Genomic DNA, 25,045 nt, shown 5'->3' with positions numbered 1-25,045 from the left:
GCGCCCAACTGTTAGGCGCCTCCCTCCCATCCAACTCAGTCTTAATGGTGATGGTGACTGACGATTTGTATATCGTGTCCATACGCACGGGTCAAAATCTCTTGTTCCCGTTCGGCGAATTCATCCGGGTCACCATGGAAAAACAGGCGTTTATTGAGACAGGCCACTTGATCGACATAAGTGGACAATACTCCGATATCATGGGTGACCAAAAGCAACGTCAAGCCGTGATGGCGATGCAGCTCCGTCAACAGCTGATAAAATTGTTCGGTTGACTTCACATCGACCCCCACCGTCGGCTCATCCAATATGAGTAACTCGGGATCGGCCACCAAGGCCCGAGCGATAAACGCCCTTTGCTGTTGCCCCCCGGACAATTTCCCGATGTTGCGGTCGCGGTACTCGGTTAAACCAACCTTGCCAATCGCTTGATCCACTTTGTCCCAATCGGTCTGCTTCATCCGGCGGAATAACCCCAGCTGTCCATACAATCCAGAAGCAACCACTTCTTTGACTGTGGCCGGAAAGCCCAAGTTAAAGCTATTGGCCTTTTGCGATACATAACCGAGCCGGCTCCCTGCCCGCGAATATCGCACAGGTTCACCAAACAGCCGAACCTCCCCTTGTTCCGGTTTCAACAAACCCAAAATGCACTTGACCAACGTTGATTTGCCTGAACCATTGGGGCCCACCAATCCCAAGAACTGCCCGCGGTCAACCACGAAATTGACATCATCCAGCACCTTTTGTTCTTCATATGAGAAATGAAGATCCCTTATCTCAATCACATGTTCATTCATTGAGTCGCGCCCAGCGCTTTGGCAAGATGATCCTTATTCTTGCGCATCACTTTGAAATAGTCCAAGCCCTGGGCCTTTTCCTCCTCCGTTAAGCCTTCCAATGGATTGAGGACAAGCGCTTCCGCCTTGACCTCTCTCTTCACTACTTCCGCAATTTTACTACTTACCAACGTTTCAAACAAGATCACCTTGATCTCGTGCTCACGCACTTCTTCGATGATATGCTTCAGTTCTTGCGGGCTTGGTTCATCCGAAGGGGATAAACCGCTTATCGCCAGTTGCTCCAGACCGTAACGATGGGCCAAATAGCCAAAGGCGGCATGGGATACAGCAAACTCTTTCTTCGGTGCTCGTTTCACCATCGCTTGGAATTCACTGTCCAGTTTATCCAACTCGGCTTCCAATTGTTCAAAGTTCTTGTTGTAATCAGCCTTGTTTGCCGAATCCCGCTTGATTAAAGCATCACGGATCGCTTCCGCTTGCTTCTTGGCCAGGCTGGGATCCAACCACGCATGCGGGTCCACATCGCCATGGGCATGTTCGGCGCCATGCTCTTTCCCATGTTCATGTTCTTCCATTTTCAACAGTGGGAGGTTTTTGGTCGCTTCCACCACCAACGTCTGCTTCGGGTCCAAGTTTGTCACGGCTTTGCCTGCCCACGCTTCCAAGCCGGCACCGTTGTAGATAAACACATCCGCCTCACTGAGTGCGGCCATGTCCCTTGCCGTCAGTTCGAAATCATGCGGCTCCACGCCCGGCGGAATCAAATTGGTGACTTCCACATGTTCCCCGCCAATCTTTTTGGCAAAATCTTCGAATGGGAATAAACTAGTATATATTTGTAATTTGTCAGGATTGCCATTGCTTTTGGACGCGGTTTTCGACTGACAGCCCGTCAATATAACCAACACCGCTACCAAGGCCACCAACCATTTTTTCACTTTCATCACCTACAATAGATATATTCCGTTTTCATATAAGACCTCTAATCATTATATCGCCAACTTCCTTTGTTGTAAATCGTAAATATTACGATTTGGTCGATCGATTATTGATTACCCATCTAGTTTATCCTTCCTTTCACATTAATAACGGCGGGAAACCGATTGCTTTCACCGCCAGTCGTCGCCAAGAGAGAACGAAATTGGTAAAATTCGGAACAGAAGGAGGAAAGCCATGAAAGATACGTATGCCGATTATGCAGAGTTGGCCCGGCATGAACAGGTCGGAAAAGATTATTCGATTCATCTCCGCTTCCAATCGGCCCGAGTCGGGGTCTTTGCCATCCATGGCGGAGGCATCGAAGTAGGCACAAGCGAACTGGCACTTGCCATCGCCGGCAAGGATTGGAGCTATTATCTCTTCAGCGGTGACAAAACCAACGACAATCACCGGCTTCACCTGACTTCCACCCGCTTCGACGAACCGCTGGCTCGCCAATTGGCAGGGCAGTGCGAACGGATCATCGCCTTGCATGGAGCAACCGGGAAGGAAGAGCGGGTCTATGTGGGTGGGCTGGATAACGAATGGCGCCAACGCATCAAAGAATCCTTGGCCAAACGCGGATTTGTCGCAGCGGATCCCCCCCTTCACCTGGGCGGCAAAGAACCGGAGAACATCGTCAACCGAGGCAGGCGCAAAAAAGGGGTGCAACTGGAATTGACCACCGCCCTCCGCCACGCTTTCTTTCAAGGCAAGGGACGCACAGCCCGCATGCACCCCACCCCGCGCTTCCACGCTTTTGTCGAAGCGGTGAGGGTGGCCATCGCCGACGATCAAGCATAAGAAAACATCCCCATCGGTCAGGGGATGTTTTTCTATCTCAGGAGAAAAAAAGAGATGTGGTTGGGGTTTCCCTTAAAGATCCCCGCACACATCTCCATCGACCTTTTCCATCATTTCATTTATGCTTTCACTGAGCCGTTCTCGTTCTCACTTTGGCGATCATCGTTTTTAACCACGGGCGCACAAACAGGATGACCCCTTGCGTCACCGCATACGATCCCGCCATAAAGGCAATCATGATCCAAGTGTCATGCAGCACCGCCTGCACATTCCCGTTGGACAAAATGGCCCGGAGCCCATGAATGGTATAGGTCATAGGCAAGTATGGATGGATCGCTTGGAAGAACTCCGGCACTAGCTCGAGTGGATAAGTGCCCCCACTGGAAGCCAGTTGCAACATGAGCACGATAATGGACAAGAAGCGGCCCACATTGCCGAAGAGGGCAACCAGCATCTGGTTTATGGCGATAAACGTAAACGCCATGATGATCGTAAACAGGTAAAACCATCCCGGCAACTTCGGTTGGAGATGGAGGGCCAACATCAATATCCCGCACAAGATCACCGCTTGCGCCGCCCCGATCAGTCCGCCCGTGGACAAACTGAGTGGCTCGCCGCCCGGTCGCTTGATGGCCCGATACAAATCGACGACAGTAAATAACAACATCGCCCCCACCCATAACGAAAGGGAGATAAAGTAAGGCGCAAAGCCCGTCGCATAGTTGGGAACGGGGTGAAGATTTTTCTCCTTGATCACTACCGGATCAGCCAACATATTCTCTTTGAGGTCCGCCCCTTTTAACTTCTCCTTGGCGGTGGCCGCCCCTTCTTTCAATCCCTTGGCGAGTTCAGCCTGGCCGGCATGGATCTTCTTCAAGCCCTTGCCCAAGGCGTTCTGACCCTCATGAATGCGACGGGTTCCGTTTAAAGCCTCATTGGCCCCTTTTTCCAATTGATTCAGGCCGGATGCCAACGCATTGATCTGGGCATTGGCTTGGTTCAGGTCTTGTTGAACCTGCTTCACCTTAGCGTGGAGTTCCCGAACTTTCCCTTCATTCACGACCCTTTGCCGCGCTTGTTCCACTCGGTTCAATTGATCCTTGATCGCCGGCGCCTGCTTGGCGATGTCGCCGATCTGTCGATGCCCCTGTCCTTGCCATTCTTCCGCGCGTCCCAACGCCGCTTGCAAATCTCGCGCATCTTTGTCTCCCAATAACTCGGGATGCCGTGCCATCAGACGCTGCAAAGCCGCTTGCGACTGGTCCAGCTGTTGCCCCGATTGCACTAAGGCGCTTTGGCTCGCACGCAACTGGCTCACCCAATTGCCCACCTGTTGGGCCGATTGGCCGATGGGCTGGTTCAGCACTTGCTCCAGCCTTGTTAACACTTGGTCAGCCTTTTCCAAATAGGGCATTGCCTGGGCGATCTTCGCAGCGATTTTCGCTTGACTTGCCGCCACTTTGCTTGCAGCCTGATGCAATCCATTCACGATTTGCGACAAACCGTTCTCCAACTTCCCTAACGCGGCTGCCAATTGGCCGCTGGCCGTTATCGCCTTCTTTGAGCCATCGCGCAATTCCGCCGCACCCGAAGCCGCTTTATCCAAGTCGCGTGCCGATTTGGCAATTGAACCGAAAATCTCTTCCGCATACGCTTCCGTCAAATTCTCTTCCAGCGAGAGTTCCAGTTCGCGGCGCAAAGATTCTCCGATTTTCCCGGAAAGATAGTTGGTGCTTTCATCCACGTAATACTCCAACTGCCCTTTGAGCGGTTTGGGGCTATCCAACGATACCGCTTTTCGTGAAAAATCCTTGGGAACCACAATCCCGATATAGTATCGTTCCTCTTTAAACCCTTCCATCATCTGGGTTCGTGACACAAACTCCCATTTCACCTTGGAATCATCGCTCAACTGTTCCCGCAATTCATCGCCAATATCAACCCGCTCTCCATTTTTGACCACACCCTGATCCTCATTGACGACAGCGACAGGAAGGTAGCGCATATTTTCGTATGGGTCATAAAACGCTTCAAGATAAATCAGACTATAGACCAATGGAATCGCAAGGATGCCAACGAGCGCTAACCGCATCGGTTTTTGACTCCATAAGGACTGAAGGTCGCGAAAGCCAATCTGGCCACTGGCCAGCTTTTCCTTCAACCACTTCATCGTGCATCCTCCTCCCTAGCAACGACTCAACACATGAACTGACTGGTCAGTACAAAAATAAATGTACCTCCTCTCCTGCAAAGTTGCAAGAGAAGAAGGCATTACAAATCTGTTACATTTGCGAGTCCTTTTAGCACTAATAGATGAAGCGTTTCCAACATCGCCGGCAACTCTTTTTCCATCTCCGCCACCTTGCGATCCTCCATATGGTACAACTTCTGCAACACAATCACACTGGCCGCCCCAAAAATGGCACTGGCCGTCTCCAGCGTATGGTTGATATTGAATTGCCCTTTTTCTTTTCCTTCTATCAGCACTTTCTCGATCAGCTCAATATATTCACGGATCTTCCAGCGAAAATGGCGTTGGCGTTCTTTCGTGCCAAAAGCTTCATTTAAAAGCAATTTGGCCAGCTTGGCATGATGAATGAAAAAATACACATGCGCTTTGATCAGGTTTTGCAATTTGGCCACAGGTTCTTCATCATTATCCATATGCCGTCCAGCACATTCGATTAATTTTTCGATCCCTTCATTGATCAGACCGGCGAACAGCTCTTCCTTGCTTTTGAAATGGTAATAAATCGTTCCTTTCGCCACACCGGCCACTTGGGCGATATCATCCATTTTGGCTTGGTCGAAACCTCTCTCCGCAAACACTTCCACAGCAGCTTGAAAAATCATGTCTACCTTTTCATGACGCATCCCTCTGTCCCCCATCACCTGTTACTTCATCTTTCAAGTATAAGGGATTGTCCTTATTATGTTCAAACGCCGGATTATTTTGCTAACCATCCAACCCATCCCTTAAGGCACAGATTCATTCGCTTAAAAAAGAAACCACGCCCCAAGCGGTCATTGGGGGTGGCTATGAGAGAAACTCAAATGAAGCGCCTAAAGTCCATGTTCTTCCAAGTCATAGAGAAGGGTGTAGCCAATGGTTGCACCTATTATTTTATTCGGAGCTTTCGTTGATTTTTTGTCCCCATCCGGCGCATTTTTTGTGTCCAATCCATGAACAACAAGACAATCGCCTTATTTCCTTGCACAGGGTAAGTCGAAAAGTGGATGAACTTGGCAGAGTGGAGCGGGTTGGTTCCGGGTAACTTTGTGTAGAACCAAAACACATGTCTTTTTCACGAAAACCCTTTCAAAGCATGGTAAAATAAAGATAGTTTAGTACGAGGAGGCCTAATGATCTTTGGTGTTTAAAGATTATCTTGCAAAAATAGGCAAAAGCGGTACCCGAGTCGACTTGAGACTGGGAAAAGAAGAATACACATTGGGGGAAACGATCACGGGCTCCCTGGTCATTCAAGGCGGAATCGTCGCCCAGCATATTAATAAGGTGGACATCGATTTTGTCATCCACATGCAACAGCATGACAAAGTCGTCACACACTTGATCAAGCGTTTTTCATTTGACAAACCTTTTCAAATTGAACCGGGCGCGGAGAGATCCTTTCCGTTCACCTATACGTTACCCATCAACCTGCTCTTATCCGGTTATTCCATCTCTTATTCTTTCGCCACCCGTTTGGATATTGCCCAAGCGGTCGACCAAACTGACCATAACCCGATCGTCATCCTTCCTCCGCCTTCACTTCACCAAATCCAATTGGCCTTGCGACAACTCGGATTCCGGGAGAAATACGGTTCCCGCTCCTTTGATGGCTACTTGCAAAAGTTCGAGTTTACTCAAACCTCCGACATATTCGAAGAAATCACAGAGCTGCAGTTTGTCGCCAAGATCGAGACGGAAGGCATCCGTTTGTTGCTGGAAGTGGAATTGGAAGAGAATCATCTGGTACGGCGGGAAGTCCGCTTCAACCCTGATCAATTAGACGATCTTGCCACCCTTGTCCAAACATTGCGCCGGCTGATTCAAGACATGGTCGACGAGCCGCAAAGGTTGGGGGACAGCAAGAAGTATTACTTCCGTGATCATGAGCAATGGAGTAAACTCGGCGCGATTGGCGGTTTCGCCGCCGGACTCACAGCCGGGACTTGGTTTAAAGATGATGTCAAGGTGAATCATGATCGCCTGCGGGACCATAGCTGGCTTCATTTTGGCGGCATCGAAGAAAAAGGTTAGCCATCCCCCATCACAGTGAGCGACGCCATGGGGAGATGGCTCACTGTGATGCATGCAAAAAGCCCCCTTGGACGGAGGCTCAAACAGGTTAGATATCCACTTCCACCCGATACCGCTTCATCCACTCGTTCAACTGCAACCAGTAGGCCAAAAGCGCAGGGACGTTCATCAATTGGCCAAACCACGGCAGGTGGGTTTTGGTTAAGTCTTGTTCGGCAAATTGACGCACTGCTTGGCGATCAAGCAAGGCAAACATCGGCGCTTGCGCGTCTTCAGTTAATTGCAGCACTTGTTTTTGCATGGTGCGCAAATAGTCCGGATGATGCGTTTTCGGATAAGGACTTTTCTTACGGTCGATAATTTCTTGCGGCAAGATCCCTTTCAGCGCGTAACGAAGCAATCCTTTCTCCCGCTCTCCCAACTTTTTCATCGCCCAGGGAATATTCCACACATATTCCACCAAATGATGGTCGCAGAATGGCACCCGCACTTCCAGACCAAACGCCATGCTCATTCGGTCTTTGCGATCGAGCAGCGTGGGCATCCAGCGCGTCAGGTTCAGATAGAACATTTCCCTCATTCGCGCTTCAGTGGTGCTTTCTTCGGATAGGCGCGGAACCTCCGACAACGCTTCTTGGTAACGCGCCTCCACATACTCCAGCGGTTTAATCCGCCGCGCGATTTCCGGGGAAATAAACGGAATCCGCTTGGAGACCAATCGGGCCCACGGGAACGTATCGGCATTGATCATCTCTTCGCGGTGGAACCAGGGATACCCGCCAAACACTTCATCCGCGCACTCGCCAGATAAGACCACCGTCATCTTCTTCTTAATCTCCCGCGAAAACAGATAAAGAGACGCATCGATATCAGCCATTCCCGGAAAATCACGGGCCACCATCGCTTGCGTGAGATTTTGGAGCAATTCCTCATTATCCAGCATGACGGCATGATGCTCCGATTGGATTGCTTCCGCCATCAGCTTTACCCAAGGAGCATCGGAGTTGGGTTGAAATTCATTCACATTGAAATGTTTGTCATTATCCACATAATCGACGGAAAACGTGGACAATGTTCCGCGTCCTTCTTCCTTAAAAACTTGGGCGGAACACGCGGAGATGGCGCTGGAATCCAATCCCCCCGATAACATGGTGCCGATCGGCACATCGGAAACCAACTGGCGTTTGACCGCGTCTTGAAACAGTTCTCTCACCTTGGCCGCCGTCGTTTCCAAATCATCGGTATGGTGATCGCTCACCAATTCCCAGTATGAACAGATCTGAAGGCCATCCCGGTTAAACAACAGCGCATGGCCTGGGCGCAATTCTTTAATGTCCCGAAATATTCCGACACCCGGCGTGCGAGCCGGCCCCATGACGAGAATTTCGGCAAGTCCTTCTTCCCCAATTATCGGATCGACCTCAGGATGGGCCAATAAGGCTTTTACTTCAGAAGCGAATAAGAACGAACTTCCCATCTGGGCATAGAAAAACGGTTTGACGCCGATGCGATCGCGGGCGGCGAACAACTGCTGCTTGGCTTCATCCCAAATCGCAAAGGCAAAGATCCCATTCAAATGCCGGCTGCACTCAGCGCCCCACTCAATATACGCGGTGAGGATCAATTCCGTGTCCGACCGGGTATGGAGCGGATAGCCCAGTGATAACAACTTCAGCCGGATCTCATCCATGTTATAGATTTCTCCGTTATAAGTAATCACATAAGTGCGATCGTTGATGGTTTTTCGCATCGGCTGTTTGCCGCCACAAGGATCGATGACAATCAAACGGCGATGGCCCAACGCCACATGCTCCTTGATCCAAGCCCCTTCCGCATCGGGGCCGCGCACCTCCAACGTCTTGTTCATTCTTTCCAACAAGGCGGTGTGATCCTGCAGATTTCGTTGAAAATCAACCCATCCTGTAATACCGCACATCAGACTTCACACCCTTTCTAGGCGAATGTCTACTCTCCATCATATGTAGCCCCCTCTAAAAGGTGCATAAAAATCGCCCGGAAATGAATCTTTATATGGAACTAGCAGGATTGCTTAACCATCATAAGGAAAGAGGTTTTGCCTGTTCCCTGTGGGTGAATTTCGTTCTGGGGATTGTTTCCTGTCGATCATCACTTCCATTCGGTTTTCCATCAATCTAAAACAGGGTAAACCATGGAAGATGTCCCTTCACACAAACTCCATGTGGACACGCTATAATCGTTTCACAAAGAGGTGAAAACCGACAAATGTCTTATTCCATCTTGGTTGTCGAAGATGATCTGGATATTCAAGAGTTGATTCAAGAATTTCTGCAGTCACAGGATTATGAGGTTGCCGTCGCCAGCGATGGGCTTGAAGGAATTCGCATGTTTCAGGAAAAGCCGTATGACTTGGTCATTTTGGATGTGATGCTCCCCAATCTGGACGGGCATAGCGTCTGCAAGATGATCCGCAACAAATCGCAAGTGCCGATTATCATGCTCACCGCACTGGGGGAAGAACCCGATCAAATCAAAGGGTTTGAGTTGGGTGTAGACGACTATATCTCCAAGCCGTTTTCGTTCAATGTCCTGATCAAACGCGTGGAGGCCGTACTGCGACGCGCGCATCAGGCACAACCATCCCGGCAGCTCCACTATAAAGAGCTGAAACTAGATGCGGACGGGTATACCGTCACCCTTCATCAGCAAAAGATGGATTTGACGACGAAGGAATTTGAAATCCTGCATGCGCTCTTGCGCAACCGCGGCAAAGTCTTAAGCCGCGAAGCGTTATTGAACCAAGTGTGGGGCTACGACTTCTACGGCGATCCCCGCGTCGTCGATACGCATATCAAAAATCTGCGCAAGAAATTGGGGGTTCCCTATATACAAACGGTAAAGGGGATTGGATACAAAATTGGTGAATAAACTGAGGCAAGGCATTACTGGCAAGATTTTTATCATTACCAGCTTGTTATTATTTGTCTCGACCTTACTCATTTTCTTGCTCTTTTACTTTCTCCTTCCCTCTTATTACTATCAATACAAAACGAACAGGTTGGAAAATGGCTTCAAGGAACTGAAGACCCAGGTCGCTTCCATTCCGATCACCGAGGCGCAAGAGACGTTGGACACCTTTGCCGAACAATATAACGCGGGATTGCTGATTGTCGATGTGCAGGGGAGTGTGGTTTACCGTCCACCTGTCTATATTCAACTCAAACAGTTGCCTGCCGATCTGTTGACTCCCCCCCCACAGGAGCGCTTTCACTCCGACGAAACAAAGGGTGAACGGATCTATACAGCCCAGAAACCACTCACCTTTCTGGACGGAACCTATATCGCCTTCATCAGTGTAACCATGCAACCGATCGATGAAGCGTCTGATGCCATTTTTATGTTCATGCCCTATGTCGGCTTGATTATCTTGCTTATCTCCCTCGGCGGTGCGATGCTTTACGCTAAGGTGATCTCCCAGCCCCTCTTGCGCATCAATCGAGTGGCCAAACGCATGGCGCAACTCGACTTCAGCGAACAGTGCGAAGAAGGAGCCCAAGACGAAATCGGTGAGTTGTCGCGAAGCCTCAATGAATTGTCCCGCAATCTGGAAGCGACGATGTCCGATCTGACCAAGGCCAATACCAAGCTGAAAGACGACATCCAACGGGAGCGGGAACTGGAAGCCAAGCGGCGGGAATTCCTCGCGACCATCTCCCATGAGCTGAAATCGCCGATTACTGCCGTAATGGGCCAGTTGGAGGGCATGATTCACAATATCGGGGCCTACCGCGACAGGGATAAATATTTGCAACGCTCTTACGAGATCATGCAAGAGTTGCGCGGATTGGTAAACGAGATTTTGGAATTGTCCAAGTTGGAAATGGTCGATTTCGCCTTAAAGCTGGAACCCCTGAACCTGTCAGAGCTGGTGGAAGGCGTGATCAAACGGTTTGATTACTTTAGCAGCAGTAAACGAATCCATTTGCAAACGGACATCCAGCCCGCCGTCTATGTCAGAGCGGATCCCACGTGGTTGGAAAAAGCCGTCTCCAACATTATCGATAATGCCATCAAATACGCGCCGGAAGAAGCGACCGTCACGGTTTCGCTCACGGACACGGGAGAGGGGATCTGCCTTCGCGTGGGCAATACGGGCGCACACATTGATGAAGAGGAGATAGAACGCCTCTTTCAAGCATTCACGCGGTTGGAGAAATCACGGAACCGCAGCACGGGGGGAAGTGGATTGGGCTTGTTTATTGTGAAGCGCATTTTGGAAGTCCACCGTTTTCCCTACCAGCTCGCCAATACCGCTGACGGGGTCCTGTTTACCATTCGCTTCCCCGCCTCATCACGACCCGATTGAAGGACGGTGGGCTTCATTTTTTGTCTGTGGGCGACTCAGCAAGTTCTTCGAAGATTTCATGACAAGCACATCACAACTCCACCCCAACTCCATACGAAACCTTTACAGATTTTTGCTGGCTGGCTGAAAGCCCACGGTTTCAATCGTGGGATGAAAGACAGCGTTGCTCGGTAATCCCTTTATGGGATTGCTAAGAGAAACAATATTCAGTACAATCGAACGCATGAGCGGTGCTCATCCCACTGGCTCTGTACGTCATGATATGGGGTTCCAGTGGCGAACCAATCTCTCCCACTGGGTAAAATCATGAGAGTGAGTGAAACGGAGCTAGAACGCCGGTAACAGGTGTTCCACCCATGTGGGTACATGCAACATGAGTTGTAGAACTGCATGGGACGGGCTGATGAGACAGCCCTGAACTTGGGAGTTGCACGAAGCAGAAATGGATTGAGTGCGCTAACTACCCAAGAATCCCACAGCTTCAGCCGTGTGGAGTCTCAAGATGGATACTCAAAAAGGGGGAAGCGCAAGAATTTTGTCAAGCGCCAACAAATTGGAACCACCCATTCGGTTAAGGAAAACATTTGTCGTCTCATTAACTGAATCCATTAAATCCGGAACATGCAAACCTTTCCTCATGTATGTTGTATCCGTCCGAAACCTCGGGCGGATTTTTTCATCATCCTATGGATATCGGCATAAAATCGCCAACCGCTTAATTAAATGATAAGAAAGATTTTTATTCCCCCGTGTAGAAAAAGTACTCATAGCGTGTCCATCTCATTCTGGGAGGGTGATGATTTATCACAGCTTATTGGGATTTGACCAAAGCGATCTATCAGTTGCTTTTCAGCACGCTCGTCATCTTCTTGCTCGGATTGTGGACGCAAGGCATTGAAGTGGCCGGCTTGGGCACCGCACTCGCTGTGGCGGCCATCCGCTTGGTTGGTTATATTCTTGGTGGGTTTACCGTGCTCATCTTCCTTCCCTTTTTTATCGAAGACCGTTCCATTCGGGTAAAATGGGCCACTTTCTTTTGGGTATTTAACCTCTCGGTCTTCTTCATCAACCTGTTTATGCTCGGAGGCATCTCCGCTTTTATCGAAGGATTCGACATGGATCCATTCCCTTCGCTCCTGCTGGGCAGTTTGGTTTTGACGACAGCTGACTTGTTTACCCACAGCCTCGGGGTGGAAATCCATTTTTAACAGCGATTATCAATTGTCACCATCCCTTTTTCAAGCGAAAAGACGCCCCTGCCGGGGTTAGCATATCACCCACCCTGCCAGAGGCGTCTTTCGGCGCCATCCACTCTCTTCTATATCAACTGTTTTGATGGAATATGTATTGCACATAATATTTGGCGCTTAATTCCAACTGCTCCTCACTAACCTGAAACGCACCATAAAAGCGGAAATACGGTAGCAACTTCATTCCAGTCAGATTGGCCACTTGTTGCAATGGGCGCAAAAACTCATCAATGGTAAATTGGTTGAATCCGCCGGCTTGATAGGTATCCGCCCCTCCCCCCGCCGAAAAGGCGATGATCAACTCTTTCCCATGTAACTTGTTCCCGTTTGATCCATAGGCCCACCCGTAAGTCAACACATCGTCTTGCCACTGTTTAAGCAACGCGGGCGTACTGTACCATTGAATCGGAAACTGCAAGACAATGCGGTCATGCGCCGTCAGCAAGGCTTGTTCGCGCTCAACATCAATCCGGAAATCAGGATATTCTTTATATAGTTCATGCACAGTTACCCAGCGCGGGTTCTGTTTTCTCAGCTCATTCACCCAACGGCGGTTCACTCTTGATTTTTCCAAATGAGGATGGGCTACGATCACTAATGCTCTCATGTCTCTTTCTCCTTTTGCCAAACTAAGCGCTGTAATATGAATCTATTTTAACAATAATTAATTAACCTTTCGAACTATAACCTTTTATTCTTGAAGTTAATCCTCCCGTTCTCGCCATCCCCCTGTTCACTTATCCAACAGAACCAAAAAAGAGGCGCCATGGCCTCTCTCGCATTCCCGTTTATTGATTTTTCCAGTTGGTCAGATTATTGAAGATGGATTCGTTCATCCGTGTCCCGCTGTTATATGGGCGATCCCATCCGGTACCATAGGCATGAATCGCGATCGCACAGATGCCACAGTCAGGAAAATCGGTCCCGTTATACACGGGTGAACCGCTCTGTCCACCATACGTGTCATTGGCGTAGAAAAGTTTGGTTGCGGTTTCTTGGCGTATCTCATCGCTGTGCTGCCATTGCGTCCCTGTTGGCTTATCCCCCGGATAGCCGCTGATATTCTCTTTCGTTCCCACCAATGTGTTGGATTGCCAGCGATATCCAAACCAACCCACTTCATTCCCTATCTCCCGATTCAACTTGATCGCTCCATAATCAAAGTTCTCATCGCCTTGATTCTTCCAGCCGTCAACGGTGTAAAGGTCCACCTCTTCCGCATAACCATAAGGGGCATCGGAACCATTTCGGCCTGGGTATACCTTCACCTTTTCGGCCCACCGCTTCCGCTCGGGATCATAGACGCAATGCCCCGCCGTGGCCACCGTATCCGGATCGATGAGAAAGCCGGAGCAAGATGCCCGATTGCCATCCACTTCAAACTCAATATAGACAATCGCACGATAAGGGTACTCCCCAGTATTCGTCACCTGGGTCCGGTCATCCCGCCCGATGATCGATTCCCGCTCCTTGTATCCCATATCCTTAACCGACACGGGCCCAGAAGGTGCCGCCTGTTCGGGCCGGGCCATCCCCGTCCCTTTGGCCCCCTTGGCATATGCCCCATCTTTGGTCTTAACCACATCATCAAAGGCATGATCCCGCATAATCACGGCTTGTCCACTTCTGGACACGGATTGATGGGGATCAGCCACTTCTTCTTTATCGCTCCATGCGGCTGAAGCGGGGTGGGCGGAAACCATGGTAACCAACGCTACAACCATTGCAAGACTCAACAAAGTGAAACGAATTCCTTTTTTCTTGGACATGGACAACACCTCTTGGAAAAATATGCAATAATTACAACTCAATTATAAATTTTCAAACATTTAAAGGCAATCCGCTTTTTATGGGAAGTTTTGTCGACGAAACAACCGATTCCAACAGCGCCTCCCCGCAAAAGTCATACGGAAAAGGAAAAGCCGTCCGTATCTTGCTGATCGGACGGCTTATGGACAGTTAGTATCGCCCAATATAAAAAGCCCCGCTTGGCGATGGGCGGGGCTTCATGTGACGCCTTATTGCTTGGAAAGCTTGATGAGCGCAGACTTCCCGTCTTTCAACACTTTCTTCAGCTTGAATTGCAAACCGTATTTCGGCAGGATCTTCCCTACCTCAGGTGCTCCTTTGAGCGTGTAATCATTGCCGTCGTAGAAAGTGGATACCCCCGGCAATCCCTTATAGTGCATGGATCCAAAGGTGGCGTATTGGTCAATGTGAATGGCGGACGTTTTCTTAAAGCCAAACGCGGCGTCCACCAGTTGGTAACGGTCGCTCGCCGGTTTGCTCAGGTCGTTGTTCCAGTAATGGACACGTTGATGGGCATCCACCACCCCAACCATCCCATAACCCACATGGGCGCTGGTGTTGTTATCGAGGTAGCGGCCATCCACGTACCATACGAGCATGCCCGGGTCACTGGTGATGAAGCTGCTGCCGCGGCGCAGATTCGCGAGCCCTTTGTCCACGCCATGGTGCGTGCGCCACTCAATCAGGTAATAATTTGGGTACAACTTGCCCTTGCCGTCGAAATGGCTGAAGCCGGACAAGGAGAATTGCAGGTCGGCTTCCGCATCATCGGCGAAGACGGTTTTGCCATCGGCCTCCACCGCGATATTGTCAGCGTAGAAGCCTTCCATCGCCAACCCGCCATCCGTGACATAGTTAAACTCGACTTTAATCTTTTTATTGGCGAAAGCCGACAAGTCGATTTCTTCTTTCACCCAAATGCCTTTGGTGTCATCATCAAACGCTTTGACCGTTTGTTTTTGGTTGGTGGCCACATCAATCACATTCACATACAGGTAATCATAACCGGTCTCGATTTGTCTCCAGGAGTCGAAGCGAAGCTTGACCGCTTGCGCACCGGTCAAATCGATCTCTTTGGAAACCATGCTGGTATTGAGGTTGTCTCCCATGTCGGAGAAATAAGCGAATTTCCCGCCCACTGGTTGGGTTGGCGGCTTTTTCTCCACGTCTGGCAAATTCACTTTCACCACTTTGTTTTCCGGTTTTAAGCTAACTGCTTCATTTACCTTGACCACCAAGTCATCACTGAGTTGGTTGTGGTCGATTTCATTAGCGGCGATCCATTTCCCGCCATAAGTGGCTTGTAAGTACAGTTTGGACCATGGATCAAATCCGACCGGTTCCGTTCCGGACACTTTCCCGTTCCAAGAGCCGCCGGACATCAGGGACCATGTGCCCACAGGGGAGCCCAGTCCGGTATTGGTGGTGTCATACAAATCAGGCAATCCCAAGTTGTGGCCATATTCGTGCGCAAACACGCCGACCGCGCCGTCTTCCGGTTGAATCATGTAATCATAGGCCTTGAGAGAAGTGCCTGGGATGGCGGTTGGTTGTCTCAGCGTCCAGCGATGGGACCAGATCGCATCTTCGCCCAGCTCTCCGCCACCCGCCTCTTCACCCACACCGGCGTGGACCAGCATGAGGTTGTCCAACATGCCATCCGCTTCCATCACTTTGCCGTCCTGGTCAATGTCATAGGGATCGCGTTGGTCATATTGCGCTTCCTTCCCTTTGATCGCTTCCCCCACTTGGCTTAATGTTTCCACAACCAATCCGCGCGGATCCGCATCATTCTCTTTCGCGGTGCGCTCTGATTGGAACCAAGGGGTAACCACGCCGTCAACCGTCCAAGTGCCGCCCGATTGCTGCAAATAATATTGGGCCATGGTTGTCAGTTTCAATCCTTCCGGTGTGGTGTATCCCTTTTGGTTAAACAGCATGTTTTGGTAGTGGCTTGGATTGAAGTCCTTCGTATATAGGTAGCCTGGTTCTTCCTTCATGCGGTTATGGCTATAATCGGGGAATTCAACCAAAGCCAAGACAATGTTATCTTTATGAGCCGATTTGCCAAAGGTGGCGGATGCACTTTCATTCGCTTTTTTCGCTTGGCGGCTCTGGACGCGTTCCAGACCCCGTTGCGCTTTTTTACCGAAAGAGGTGGACGTGTCAATGCCGCCTTCGATGCTGTTCTCTTCCACATAAGATTCTACCGCTTTTTCCAACTCTTGCTCGCTAGCCCGTTTGCTCACAATACCTTGTTCTACCAATGCTTTGGACAATCGCTCCACATCGACGCTTGCCCAATCGATATGCTTCTCATGTTGACCTGGGGTGGTCGGTTTGGCCAAGACCATCGGCGCGCTCGCAAAACCACTGATGACAAGGGCGGAAGATAGCATGCCTACCATCGTTTTGCTCAATTTCACTGTTGTCACCCTTTCCAAACTCTTTTGCGAATTATTTACATTTCGAACCTCTGCTAATTAAAACCAGACACATTAGACCCCTCAGTCAGTATAGAGTAAATAATTCTAACTACATTATATTTAAATAGTAGACCAAATTAAAATAATATTATTTAAATAACAATATTGACTATATAAAACATCATTGAATATCTCCTCTGACAACACGTAAGACAAGAAAAGAACGATCTTAATAGGCAACAAACGAATCATTTATGCATTTCATATCCATTCTTAATATTGTTACAAGTGGAATGAGCCAAAAGAAAATGCCGTCCCCATTGATGATGAGGAACGGCATCTGTATCGGACTCAATAGTGCAGACCGGCATGGATATAGGCAGATTGCTTATACAGATTCACCATTTCGATCTTGTAATATCCCGTGGGCAACCCTGTAAAAACATGTTTAAAATAACCTTCGCGAAACTGGCTCGTCTTGGTCTTTGAGAGAACGAGTTTGTTATTCTGATCATAGATATTAAAGCGAACGGTAATCGTGTCACTGGTGTTATTCGGATTTTGTATTCCCAAGATATAGTCTGACGAGTCCACATAAAATACTTTTCCGCCATTCAAATAGGTGGAAGAAGTAAATGAATCTGCATCAAAATCAAACACCCTGCCCGAATTGGCCGGCACGGCGGAAATGGCATTTCTCACCGCCGTCGCAAAGTCATTCATTCTATCCGTACTGCTTACCAGTTCATCCCTTAACGCACGGGTTAACTCCAATTGAACACCTGCTTGCGTCCGGTTTAAGTTACAGATGTTCGTCGCTTCCGTACCCGCAATTCCATCGAGAGGCGGTTTGACCACAAAATTTTTCTCGCTTAACAATTGACTGATCTTATCTTTCAGCGCTTCATTTTTCCCACCCAAGTACACAATGGGTTGATCGCCATCCGCACCATGTACAGAAACGACTTTGTGCGCCTTGGCGACCAATTTGACCGCCGTCGGCTCATCAAAATGGGTAGAGGTGATATGCAAATCGTGATTATTGGCCGATTTTGTTCCCTCAAACAGATAAAGATTATGGTCATCACCGGCGATTTTCTCAGTAATTTGTGAAGTGCCAGGCTCTATTTTCCCTCCATGAATAGCGATGATCGCCGCCTGGCTAGATGTCGTTCTGCTACGAATAGAGTAATCTACTCCCAATTGTTCATGGGCAGCCAAGTCTGCGTAATTCGCATATGTATCTTCCGCATAAACAGAGTTCCAAGAAAAGGAACCAAGGATCACCCCGAGCGCAGCAAGGATCATCATTTTTTTCATAGTGCAAAGCTCCTTTTTCACTGATTATTCTATAGACAATGATGTTGTATTATATACAAATTCAACCAAAAATAAAATTTAAAAATTATCGAATTCCCCTTCTCGCTTACCAAAAACAATTAGCGCAATGGACGCTGCTCTACAACGCAAACTATATCCAAAACTTCATGGTGGAGATCCAGCTGATCAATAAGGACTTGAACGCCGATCTACCTTGTTACGGCAATGAACAAGCGACTCCCCCCCATAGAGAGTGGCTGACAGATTTATCTTCTTTTATTTGCAAACCAATGGATCTAAATCATTCCATTTCAACCGCACGATCTTTTGTAATAGTCGGAAAATAATTAGCCCAAAAATTAAGTCAAGCCGGAACCACCTAAATGTCATGGAAAAACCCATACCAGTCAGACATGTTCTGTCTCTGGTTATGAGGGACATCAAGAGGGTGTATGATGTTCGAAATCTTCTTTCCAAGGCGATGATTTTAGTTCTTTATGAGAAGAGCGTATTGTTTTTTTGTCAGCTTAATCTTTTTTCCATTTACAACAATAAAAGTCGTACTTTTCGTTTTCATAACGACAGCTCCTTTAGGTTATCCGTACGATCATTATGCCAATTCAATTTTAAGCCAAAATAAAATCCTTATTGAGAAATGGAGTGATTCGATACAGGGCTTCCATGGGCCTATAAGAAACGTTCCGACCATACGAAGGATGATTTCAAGATAATCAGACATATTGTTCCTCTAACTGGATAAACTACTTTTGTATTATTGTAGTCATTTATCCCAAGTAAAATAAAGGAGAAAAATTGATGTCTGACAATATCGAAGTGATTATTCGAACCTTCGTAGCATTTATCTTGCTCTGGTCTTTTACATGTATACTTGGCAAACAAACGATTGCTCAAAAAACTTATCACGGTTTTATAGCTTCGATTACATTGGGAACCATTGCTGGAAATATGGCGTTCAATATAAAAATAAATTCTTGGCATTTTGTCATCTCTTTGTTGATTATGAGTAGTATCATTTTTCTGTTGGCTTTAATAGCATTAAGAAACCGAAAAGCCAGAAAATGGATATCTGGAGAACCAACTGTTGTTATTGAAAATGGAAAAATACTAGAACACAATATGAAAAAATTAAAATATACGTTGGATTCTTTAAATCATGGATTACGTGAAAAAGATATATTTAATATTGAAGAAGTAGAGGTTGCAATGGTTGAAATCGATGGGTCTTTATCTGTATTGAAAAAGCCCCATTATCGTCATATAACGAAAAAAGATTTATCGATCGTTACTCCATTAGTTGAAAAGATTCCAGTTGAACTAATTATGGATGGTGAAATAGTCGAAAAAAATTTGATTCAGAAACAACTTTCAACAGACTGGTTATTTCAAGAGCTACTCAAACGCGGACTGAATGTAAAAGATGTCTGCTATGCTGTGATGGGTACAAATGGTCAGCTGTATTTTGATTTATATAATGATCGTATTTCTAAACCTATTGATCAAGAATAAAGTCGATAAAGAGAAATACCCGTTTGTAATTCACACGAAGACTAAATTGCCATACTTACTCACACGTTATGCCCAATATACAAGGAAAAGGTTTTGAACGACTTCTTTATCATTTGGCGGAGAGGGTGGGATTCGCTCCTACGGTAGCCTTACGACATCGGCGGTTTTCAAGACCGCTGACTTAAAAAGCGCTCGATCCCTTCATGGAATTGCTTGTATTAATTTAGCCAGGCCATGCAGATACTATTTCCAGATTGATGAATGGAGGTTGGGGCCGTGCAATTAACGGTTGAAGAGATGGATATGCTGGCCACTTTGCTTGAAGAGGAACAAGCGGAGGTACAGCGGCTCTATGCGCATGCCGATGAGCATTCCGCGTAGGAACAGGAATTACATCCCATCCGTCAATTACAGCAAAAACTTCGCGATCGCAAAGGAGAATGGACGGAAGAAGAACGGAACATGCTGACTCAGTTGTTGCAATCGGAACTGAGCCACATTCACGGACACAGCATGGGGATTTATGAATCAATCCTCGACAAGGTGCGTCAGTAAAAAACGGAACCGCTTAAAGAGTAGAGGTTTGAACTGGCCGCCGATAGATGACAAGCCGCTTCATCCCATGAACGGGAATGCTCCTTAAAGTGAAATGAAGATAGGCACATTCTCAAAAAAAACCGCCCCACCATGATGGTAGGACGGCTTCTGTTTGTTTGCCGGAGCGGGTGGGATTCGAACTCTTAAGCGGCGCGGCGGAATTTGAGAAGGGTTACACCTACCAAGAGCACCACACCCCCTGCAATGGCGGCGATGGGATAGACTGTAGTGGTCTTGGGTAGCGGTCCACCTTCCCTTGGGTTACCTATAGCTGGGGGTTTTAAAGGAGTAGATTTGCAAGCCTTAAATTGTTTTTCTGTCACTTCTAATGGAAATGTGGCGATTGCAAATCCAGGCTTACGATCTATATAGGTTGAATCAGGCACTAATGCGATCCTTGCTGTATATTTACCTACTGGCACTACATCAAACTCCGCCGAAAATGATGTACTGCGGCTCCCCATCTGATCCTTGATTGCGACACGTGTCCCATCTTGCTTATAGATTTCAATTTCCCACCAGGTGCTAATCTCTTTTGCCCCCAATACTTGTCCGCCAATCTTATGTTTGCAATCTTCAAACTTATACTGATAAGCCATTTCATACTGATGGGGATGTACCTTCACTTTAAGTTTGACTGTACCAGTTAGTTTAAACCCTGCTTTGCCATCTACAACCCCTTCAAAAATAACTGTTACGCTAAACGTTTCTTCAGGAACCATTGGAGATAAATAATGTTCAAAATTAGCTTCATCTCTCAGTCCTTCTACCCCCTGATGAATGATGGGAGTATAATCTTCAATTAGATAAGTCCACGTACCCTTTGCCTCTTTCGCGTTAGTCATATTGGCAAACACATTTCCCATGCCGTCGCCTGTTATCGTAAGTTCAGGAGTTGGTCCTTCCGTCTCGCATTTTGGACTGTCCCCAACAGCTTTCGTCACTTGTTGACCGGCGATTTCAAGAATCCAAGTATCGTATGCAGATTTCCATGGCACGATCTGTTCCGCGTTGCCATGTGCTTTCACTATTCCAGCAAATTTCTCACTGCCACCATGCAAGGACAACATATAGTTTTCATCTTGATCACTGTCATTGGTAATGCGAAGTTTAACGGTTTGGTCATCCGGACGACAATCACTTGTCAGGTTATAACGTGTTGCAGCGTCATTTTCAGTTGCCCATACAGGAGTTCCTAACAACAACACTGTAAATACAAGCAGCCATGTCATCGCCAATGAGAGAAATTTTCTCAAATTCTTCATCCCTTTCCGGGTTGATAAGGGATTGCTCAATCGTTATCACGATTGATACTGCTTAAAAGATCGACGGCAGATGCATCTACTCCTCAAACACCCTTTCATTTATATATTTCGTATAGACAATCATTTTTCTGTTTATATTCACTAAGTTCACCATATTACTACCCATAAACAGCATTTGATTTAGAGAAACAAATGTTTTGCCATTGGCAACGCCTGTTTGAAAGCACGGTCACCAACACAAAAAACGCACTTGCCGTGCATGAACGGCAAGTGCGTTTTTTGTCTCTTATGGCGGAGAGGGTGGGATTCGAACCCACGGATGCCTCACGACATCGGCGGTTTTCAAGACCGCTGCCTTAAACCACTCGACCACCTCTCCACGGCAGATATCACGAGCTACAGATATTAATTATACAGATTTTTTTGCGATTGTCAAATGAAAGTGGAAAATGGGCGAGGAGCGGAGATGCAAAGGGAAAACCGCTCCCACCCCTCTCATTTTCCTATTTTCTCCAAACCGCCCATGTAGGGTTGCAGTGCTTGGGGAATGCGAATCGTGCCATCCGCTTGTTGATGGTTCTCCAGAATCGCGGCCACGGTGCGGCCCACCGCCAAGCCGGAACCATTGAGTGTATGCACAAACTCCGGCTTTGCCTTCGCATCACGGCGGAAGCGAATGTTGGCGCGACGCGCTTGGAAATCGCCGCAATTGCTGCACGAAGAGATCTCGCGATATTGGCCATTGCTTGGCATCCACACTTCCAAGTCATAGGTCTTGGTTGCGCTAAAACCCAAATCTCCTGTGCATAAGGCACTGACACGATATGGCAACTCCAGCAGTTGCAACACCCTTTCGGCGTTGGCCACCATTTTTTCCAGTTCGTCGTACGACGCTTCCGGATGCACCACCTTGATCATCTCCACTTTGTTGAACTGGTGCAAACGGATCAACCCACGCGTATCCCGGCCGGCGGAACCGGCTTCCGAACGGAAACAACCCGTGAAAGCGGTGTAGTATTTGGGCAAGTCTTCACCAGGCAAAATCTCGCCCGCATGGTAGTTTGTCACAGGGACTTCCGCGGTGGGGATCAAGAAGTAGTCTTGGTTATCCGCCAGTTTGAAGGCATCCTCTTCAAATTTCGGCAATTGCCCCGTTCCCGTCATCGCCTGACGGTTGACGATATAAGGCGGAATCACTTCCGTATACCCATGTTCGGCCGTATGCAGATCCAACATGAAGTTGATCAAAGCCCGCTCAAGGCGCGCACCCCAGCCTTTGTAAAACACAAACCGCGATCCGGTCACTTTGGCCGCCCGCTCAAAATCAAGGATGTCCAATTGCTCCGCGATCTCCCAATGGGGCTTCACCTCGAAGCCGGTCTCTCGAATCCCCCCCCAGGCGCGAACCACCACATTTTCTTCTTCCGAAGCGCCCACCGGCACGCTTTCATGCGGCACATTGGGCAAGGTCAGAAGCAATCCCTCCATCTGCTCATCCAGCTGGCGCAGTTCTTCATCCAACCGCTTGATCTCATCCCCCACGCGACGCATCTCCAAAATCTGCGCCTCCGCATCCTCTTTGCGCTTTTTCTTCTCCGCAATCTCTTTTGAAACCACGTTGCGTTGGTTTTTTAGCTGTTCCGTTTGCTGGATCAACTCACGGCGGCGCTGGTCGAGATCGACAAACGCGTTTAAGCTGGTCAAATCGCCCCCCCGTGTTTCCAAGCGTTGTTTGACGTCTTCCAATTGGCTGCGCAGCAACTTGATATCTAACATCAAGACACCTCCCCATAATAAATAAAAAAGGCCTCCATCCTCAGAAGGGACGGAAGGCCCGCGTTGCCACCCTTATTGACCATAAGCCAAGGCTTACAAGTCCACTCTAACGAGATAACGGCTCGCTCCGGCGGCACTTAGGCGGGACAAGCCCACGGTCATGCCTCGCTCCAAGGTGGATTCGCTGTCGATTCGGGGCGATTTGCACCATCCATCGCCTCTCTGAGCCAGAATCCTACAGCTACTCTTCCTTTTCTTCGCGACTCGCTCCGTATAAAAAGTTATTCTATATTATATCCTATTTTGCCGTATTTGTAACCATCGATTCCCGTACCATTTCAACAAAATAGGCATGGAACCGGACATCATCGGTCAATTCGGGATGGAACGCCGCACACAGCAACCGATCTTGACGTGCGGCTACGATTTTGCCATCAATGGTGGACAACACTTCGACCCCGGCTCCCACTTTCTCCACATAAGGGGCCCGGATAAAAACCGCCGGAAACGTATCCGCCACACCCTTGATCTCCAGGTCGGCTTCAAAGCTCTCTCTTTGGCGCCCAAAGGCATTGCGCTTTACCACAATATCCATCAGGTCCAGGTGGGGTTGTTCCAAATTCTCCACTTGCTTGGCAATCATGATCAATCCTGCACATGTGCCGAAGATCGGTTTCCCTTGTTGATGCATCTGCATGATGGGTTCGTTCAATTCATATTGCCGCATCAATTTGCCGATCGTGGTCGATTCCCCGCCAGGAATCACCAATCCATCCAAATCGGCCAACTCATGGCGGTATTTGACGGCCACCGCTTCCGCGCCAGCCAATTCAAGCAGGCGGATATGCTCACGCACCGCTCCCTGTAAGGCCAATACACCAATCTTCATCGCCGAAACCTCCTACCAACCACGCTCTTGCATCCGTTCAGCTGCGCTTAGTTTGGAGATTTCCAGACCGGTCATCGGCTCACCCAATCCCTTGGAGACTTCGGCAATCAGTGCGAAATCTTCATAGTGGGTTGTCGCTTGAACAATCGCTTTGGCATATTTCTCCGGGTTCTCCGATTTGAAGATACCCGAGCCCACAAATACCCCGTCCGCGCCCAGTTGCATCATCAATGCCGCATCGGCCGGTGTCGCCACACCGCCCGCCGCAAAGTTTACCACTGGCAAACGGCCGGTTTCATGGATTTGGAGCAATAACTCAAATGGCGCTCCCAGCTGTTTGGCCTCTGCCATCAACTCGTCGCGTGACATGCTTTTCACTTTGCGGATTTGGCTTTGCATCATGCGCATATGGCGGACCGCTTCCACGATATTCCCCGTGCCCGGTTCCCCTTTGGTGCGGATCATCGAAGCCCCTTCGCCAATCCGGCGCAAAGCTTCACCCAAGTCACGTGCGCCACAGACAAAAGGCACGGTGAATTGTGATTTATCGATGTGGAACAGATCGTCTGCCGGCGTCAGCACTTCGCTTTCGTCGATGTAGTCTACTCCCATCGCTTCCAAGAGACGCGCTTCCACAAAATGGCCGATCCGCGCTTTCGCCATCACGGGAATCGTTACCGCATTCATCACTTCTTCGATCACTGTTGGGTCAGCCATGCGCGCCACGCCACCGGCTGCACGAATATCAGAAGGAACGCGCTCGAGCGCCATAACCGCTACAGCACCCGCTTGTTCGGCGATCTTCGCTTGTTCGGCATTGACGACGTCCATGATCACGCCGCCTTTTTGCATTTCTGCCATTCCACGTTTTACACGATCAGTTCCTGTCTGGCGAGTTGTCATCGTTATTGCCCCCTATAGCCTTAAATAAGTGGTTGAGAGAAAAAATACCAACCTTTCCTCTCTCATTTATTATAAATAAATATAACCAT

The 25,045-nt window shown here is 48.5% G+C and carries 19 protein-coding genes, 1 tRNA gene and 1 other annotated feature; of the genes, 6 read left to right on the top strand and 14 right to left on the bottom strand.

Annotation, left to right across the window (positions count from 1 at the left end):
* Positions 1-41 precede the first annotated feature (41 nt).
* A complete protein-coding gene (locus ACFQNG_RS03335) occupies positions 42-800 on the bottom strand; it encodes a metal ABC transporter ATP-binding protein (protein WP_379863416.1) in 759 nt (252 codons plus the stop codon).
* Complete coding sequence (locus ACFQNG_RS03330; protein ID WP_379863415.1) at positions 797-1,741, bottom strand: metal ABC transporter substrate-binding protein; 945 nt, start codon at positions 1,739-1,741, stop codon at positions 797-799. The genes ACFQNG_RS03335 and ACFQNG_RS03330 overlap by 4 nt, the downstream gene beginning before the upstream one ends.
* 235 nt (positions 1,742-1,976) lie before the next feature.
* Here ACFQNG_RS03330 and ACFQNG_RS03325 point away from each other — a divergent pair, with 235 nt between their 5' ends.
* Positions 1,977-2,585: a poly-gamma-glutamate hydrolase family protein gene (locus ACFQNG_RS03325; RefSeq protein WP_379863414.1), complete on the top strand. Its 609-nt coding sequence runs from the start codon at positions 1,977-1,979 to the stop codon at positions 2,583-2,585.
* A 127-nt stretch (positions 2,586-2,712) separates the two neighbouring features.
* Here ACFQNG_RS03325 and ACFQNG_RS03320 read toward each other — a convergent pair whose 3' ends face one another.
* On the bottom strand, positions 2,713-4,755 hold the full coding sequence (locus tag ACFQNG_RS03320) for a YhgE/Pip domain-containing protein (protein ID WP_379863413.1): 2,043 nt from the start codon (positions 4,753-4,755) through the stop codon (positions 2,713-2,715).
* Positions 4,756-4,856: 101 nt separating this feature from the next.
* Positions 4,857-5,459, bottom strand: coding sequence for a TetR/AcrR family transcriptional regulator (locus tag ACFQNG_RS03315; protein WP_379863412.1), 603 nt, complete (start codon positions 5,457-5,459; stop codon positions 4,857-4,859).
* A 499-nt stretch (positions 5,460-5,958) separates the two neighbouring features.
* On the opposite strand from ACFQNG_RS03315, the gene ACFQNG_RS03310 reads away from it, so the two are divergent.
* On the top strand, positions 5,959-6,849 hold the full coding sequence (locus tag ACFQNG_RS03310; protein ID WP_379863411.1) for a sporulation protein: 891 nt from the start codon (positions 5,959-5,961) through the stop codon (positions 6,847-6,849).
* An 88-nt stretch (positions 6,850-6,937) separates the two neighbouring features.
* On the opposite strand, the gene asnB is transcribed toward ACFQNG_RS03310, so the two are convergent.
* A complete protein-coding gene (gene asnB, locus ACFQNG_RS03305; RefSeq protein ID WP_379863410.1) occupies positions 6,938-8,785 on the bottom strand; it encodes an asparagine synthase (glutamine-hydrolyzing) in 1,848 nt (615 codons plus the stop codon).
* 308 nt (positions 8,786-9,093) lie between these two features.
* On the opposite strand from asnB, the gene ACFQNG_RS03300 reads away from it, so the two are divergent.
* The 3 genes from ACFQNG_RS03300 (at position 9,094) to ACFQNG_RS03290 (ending at position 12,402) form a co-directional block, all read left to right on the top strand.
* Entirely contained in the window at positions 9,094-9,756 is a 663-nt protein-coding gene (locus ACFQNG_RS03300) for a response regulator transcription factor (protein ID WP_379863409.1), read from the top strand.
* Positions 9,734-11,194, top strand: coding sequence for a sensor histidine kinase (locus tag ACFQNG_RS03295; protein WP_379863408.1), 1,461 nt, complete (start codon positions 9,734-9,736; stop codon positions 11,192-11,194). Before ACFQNG_RS03300 ends, ACFQNG_RS03295 begins: the two co-directional genes overlap by 23 nt.
* Positions 11,195-12,015: 821 nt before the next feature.
* The gene (locus ACFQNG_RS03290) at positions 12,016-12,402 is read left to right on the top strand and encodes a hypothetical protein (RefSeq protein WP_379863407.1); all 387 of its coding nucleotides are present in this window, start codon (positions 12,016-12,018) and stop codon (positions 12,400-12,402) included.
* A 115-nt stretch (positions 12,403-12,517) separates the two neighbouring features.
* On the opposite strand, the gene ACFQNG_RS03285 is transcribed toward ACFQNG_RS03290, so the two are convergent.
* From ACFQNG_RS03285 to ACFQNG_RS03270, 4 genes are all read right to left on the bottom strand, one after another.
* Positions 12,518-13,051, bottom strand: a complete 534-nt coding sequence (locus tag ACFQNG_RS03285) for an NAD(P)H-dependent oxidoreductase (RefSeq protein WP_379863406.1) — start codon at positions 13,049-13,051, stop codon at positions 12,518-12,520.
* A gap of 181 nt (positions 13,052-13,232) precedes the next feature.
* On the bottom strand, positions 13,233-14,213 hold the full coding sequence (locus tag ACFQNG_RS03280) for a trypsin-like serine peptidase (RefSeq protein WP_379863405.1): 981 nt from the start codon (positions 14,211-14,213) through the stop codon (positions 13,233-13,235).
* 249 nt (positions 14,214-14,462) lie between these two features.
* Positions 14,463-16,688 carry an immune inhibitor A domain-containing protein gene (locus tag ACFQNG_RS03275; RefSeq protein WP_379863404.1) on the bottom strand — a complete coding sequence of 742 codons (2,226 nt, stop codon included), beginning with the start codon at positions 16,686-16,688 and terminating at the stop codon, positions 14,463-14,465.
* 342 nt (positions 16,689-17,030) lie between these two features.
* Positions 17,031-17,999 carry a poly-gamma-glutamate hydrolase family protein gene (locus ACFQNG_RS03270; protein ID WP_379863403.1) on the bottom strand — a complete coding sequence of 323 codons (969 nt, stop codon included), beginning with the start codon at positions 17,997-17,999 and terminating at the stop codon, positions 17,031-17,033.
* A gap of 816 nt (positions 18,000-18,815) precedes the next feature.
* Here ACFQNG_RS03270 and ACFQNG_RS03265 point away from each other — a divergent pair.
* Positions 18,816-19,526, top strand: a complete 711-nt coding sequence (locus tag ACFQNG_RS03265) for a DUF421 domain-containing protein (RefSeq protein WP_379863402.1) — start codon at positions 18,816-18,818, stop codon at positions 19,524-19,526.
* 740 nt (positions 19,527-20,266) lie between these two features.
* Here the strand turns inward: ACFQNG_RS03265 and ACFQNG_RS03260 are convergent.
* The 5 genes from ACFQNG_RS03260 to pdxS form a co-directional block, all read right to left on the bottom strand.
* Positions 20,267-21,379 carry a hypothetical protein gene (locus ACFQNG_RS03260; protein ID WP_379863401.1) on the bottom strand — a complete coding sequence of 371 codons (1,113 nt, stop codon included), beginning with the start codon at positions 21,377-21,379 and terminating at the stop codon, positions 20,267-20,269.
* A gap of 298 nt (positions 21,380-21,677) precedes the next feature.
* A tRNA-Ser gene (locus ACFQNG_RS03255) sits at positions 21,678-21,767 on the bottom strand.
* A 116-nt stretch (positions 21,768-21,883) separates the two neighbouring features.
* Positions 21,884-23,164: a serine--tRNA ligase gene (gene serS, locus ACFQNG_RS03250; RefSeq protein WP_379863400.1), complete on the bottom strand. Its 1,281-nt coding sequence runs from the start codon at positions 23,162-23,164 to the stop codon at positions 21,884-21,886.
* 42 nt (positions 23,165-23,206) lie between these two features.
* Positions 23,207-23,431, bottom strand: a binding site (T-box leader).
* 31 nt (positions 23,432-23,462) lie between these two features.
* Positions 23,463-24,053 (bottom strand): pyridoxal 5'-phosphate synthase glutaminase subunit PdxT, encoded by a 591-nt coding sequence (gene pdxT / locus ACFQNG_RS03245; RefSeq protein ID WP_379863399.1) that lies wholly within the window; start codon positions 24,051-24,053, stop codon positions 23,463-23,465.
* 12 nt (positions 24,054-24,065) lie between these two features.
* Positions 24,066-24,956 (bottom strand): pyridoxal 5'-phosphate synthase lyase subunit PdxS, encoded by an 891-nt coding sequence (gene pdxS, locus ACFQNG_RS03240; RefSeq protein ID WP_379863398.1) that lies wholly within the window; start codon positions 24,954-24,956, stop codon positions 24,066-24,068.
* Between the last annotated feature and the right edge of the window lie 89 nt (positions 24,957-25,045).

The sequence above is a fragment of the Laceyella putida genome, from assembly GCF_042665195.1.
Lineage (GTDB): Bacteria > Bacillota > Bacilli > Thermoactinomycetales > Thermoactinomycetaceae > Laceyella > Laceyella putida.
The sequence above is the reverse complement of the archived record's forward strand: the minus strand, read 5'-3'. Positions and strand labels throughout refer to the sequence as shown.

Coding starts and splice junctions, on each gene's coding strand:
- ACFQNG_RS03320 (WP_379863413.1), bottom strand. CDS start 4,755: ATGAAGTGGTTGAAGGAAAAGCTGGCCAGTGGCCAGATTGGCTTTCGC.
- ACFQNG_RS03280 (WP_379863405.1), bottom strand. CDS start 14,213: ATGTCCAAGAAAAAAGGAATTCGTTTCACTTTGTTGAGTCTTGCAATG.
- ACFQNG_RS03325 (WP_379863414.1), top strand. CDS start 1,977: ATGAAAGATACGTATGCCGATTATGCAGAGTTGGCCCGGCATGAACAG.
- asnB (WP_379863410.1), bottom strand. CDS start 8,785: ATGTGCGGTATTACAGGATGGGTTGATTTTCAACGAAATCTGCAGGAT.
- pdxS (WP_379863398.1), bottom strand. CDS start 24,956: ATGACAACTCGCCAGACAGGAACTGATCGTGTAAAACGTGGAATGGCA.
- ACFQNG_RS03300 (WP_379863409.1), top strand. CDS start 9,094: ATGTCTTATTCCATCTTGGTTGTCGAAGATGATCTGGATATTCAAGAG.
- ACFQNG_RS03315 (WP_379863412.1), bottom strand. CDS start 5,459: ATGCGTCATGAAAAGGTAGACATGATTTTTCAAGCTGCTGTGGAAGTG.
- ACFQNG_RS03285 (WP_379863406.1), bottom strand. CDS start 13,051: ATGAGAGCATTAGTGATCGTAGCCCATCCTCATTTGGAAAAATCAAGA.
- ACFQNG_RS03265 (WP_379863402.1), top strand. CDS start 18,816: ATGTCTGACAATATCGAAGTGATTATTCGAACCTTCGTAGCATTTATC.
- pdxT (WP_379863399.1), bottom strand. CDS start 24,053: ATGAAGATTGGTGTATTGGCCTTACAGGGAGCGGTGCGTGAGCATATC.
- ACFQNG_RS03270 (WP_379863403.1), bottom strand. CDS start 17,999: ATGAAAAAAATGATGATCCTTGCTGCGCTCGGGGTGATCCTTGGTTCC.
- ACFQNG_RS03335 (WP_379863416.1), bottom strand. CDS start 800: ATGAATGAACATGTGATTGAGATAAGGGATCTTCATTTCTCATATGAA.
- serS (WP_379863400.1), bottom strand. CDS start 23,164: ATGTTAGATATCAAGTTGCTGCGCAGCCAATTGGAAGACGTCAAACAA.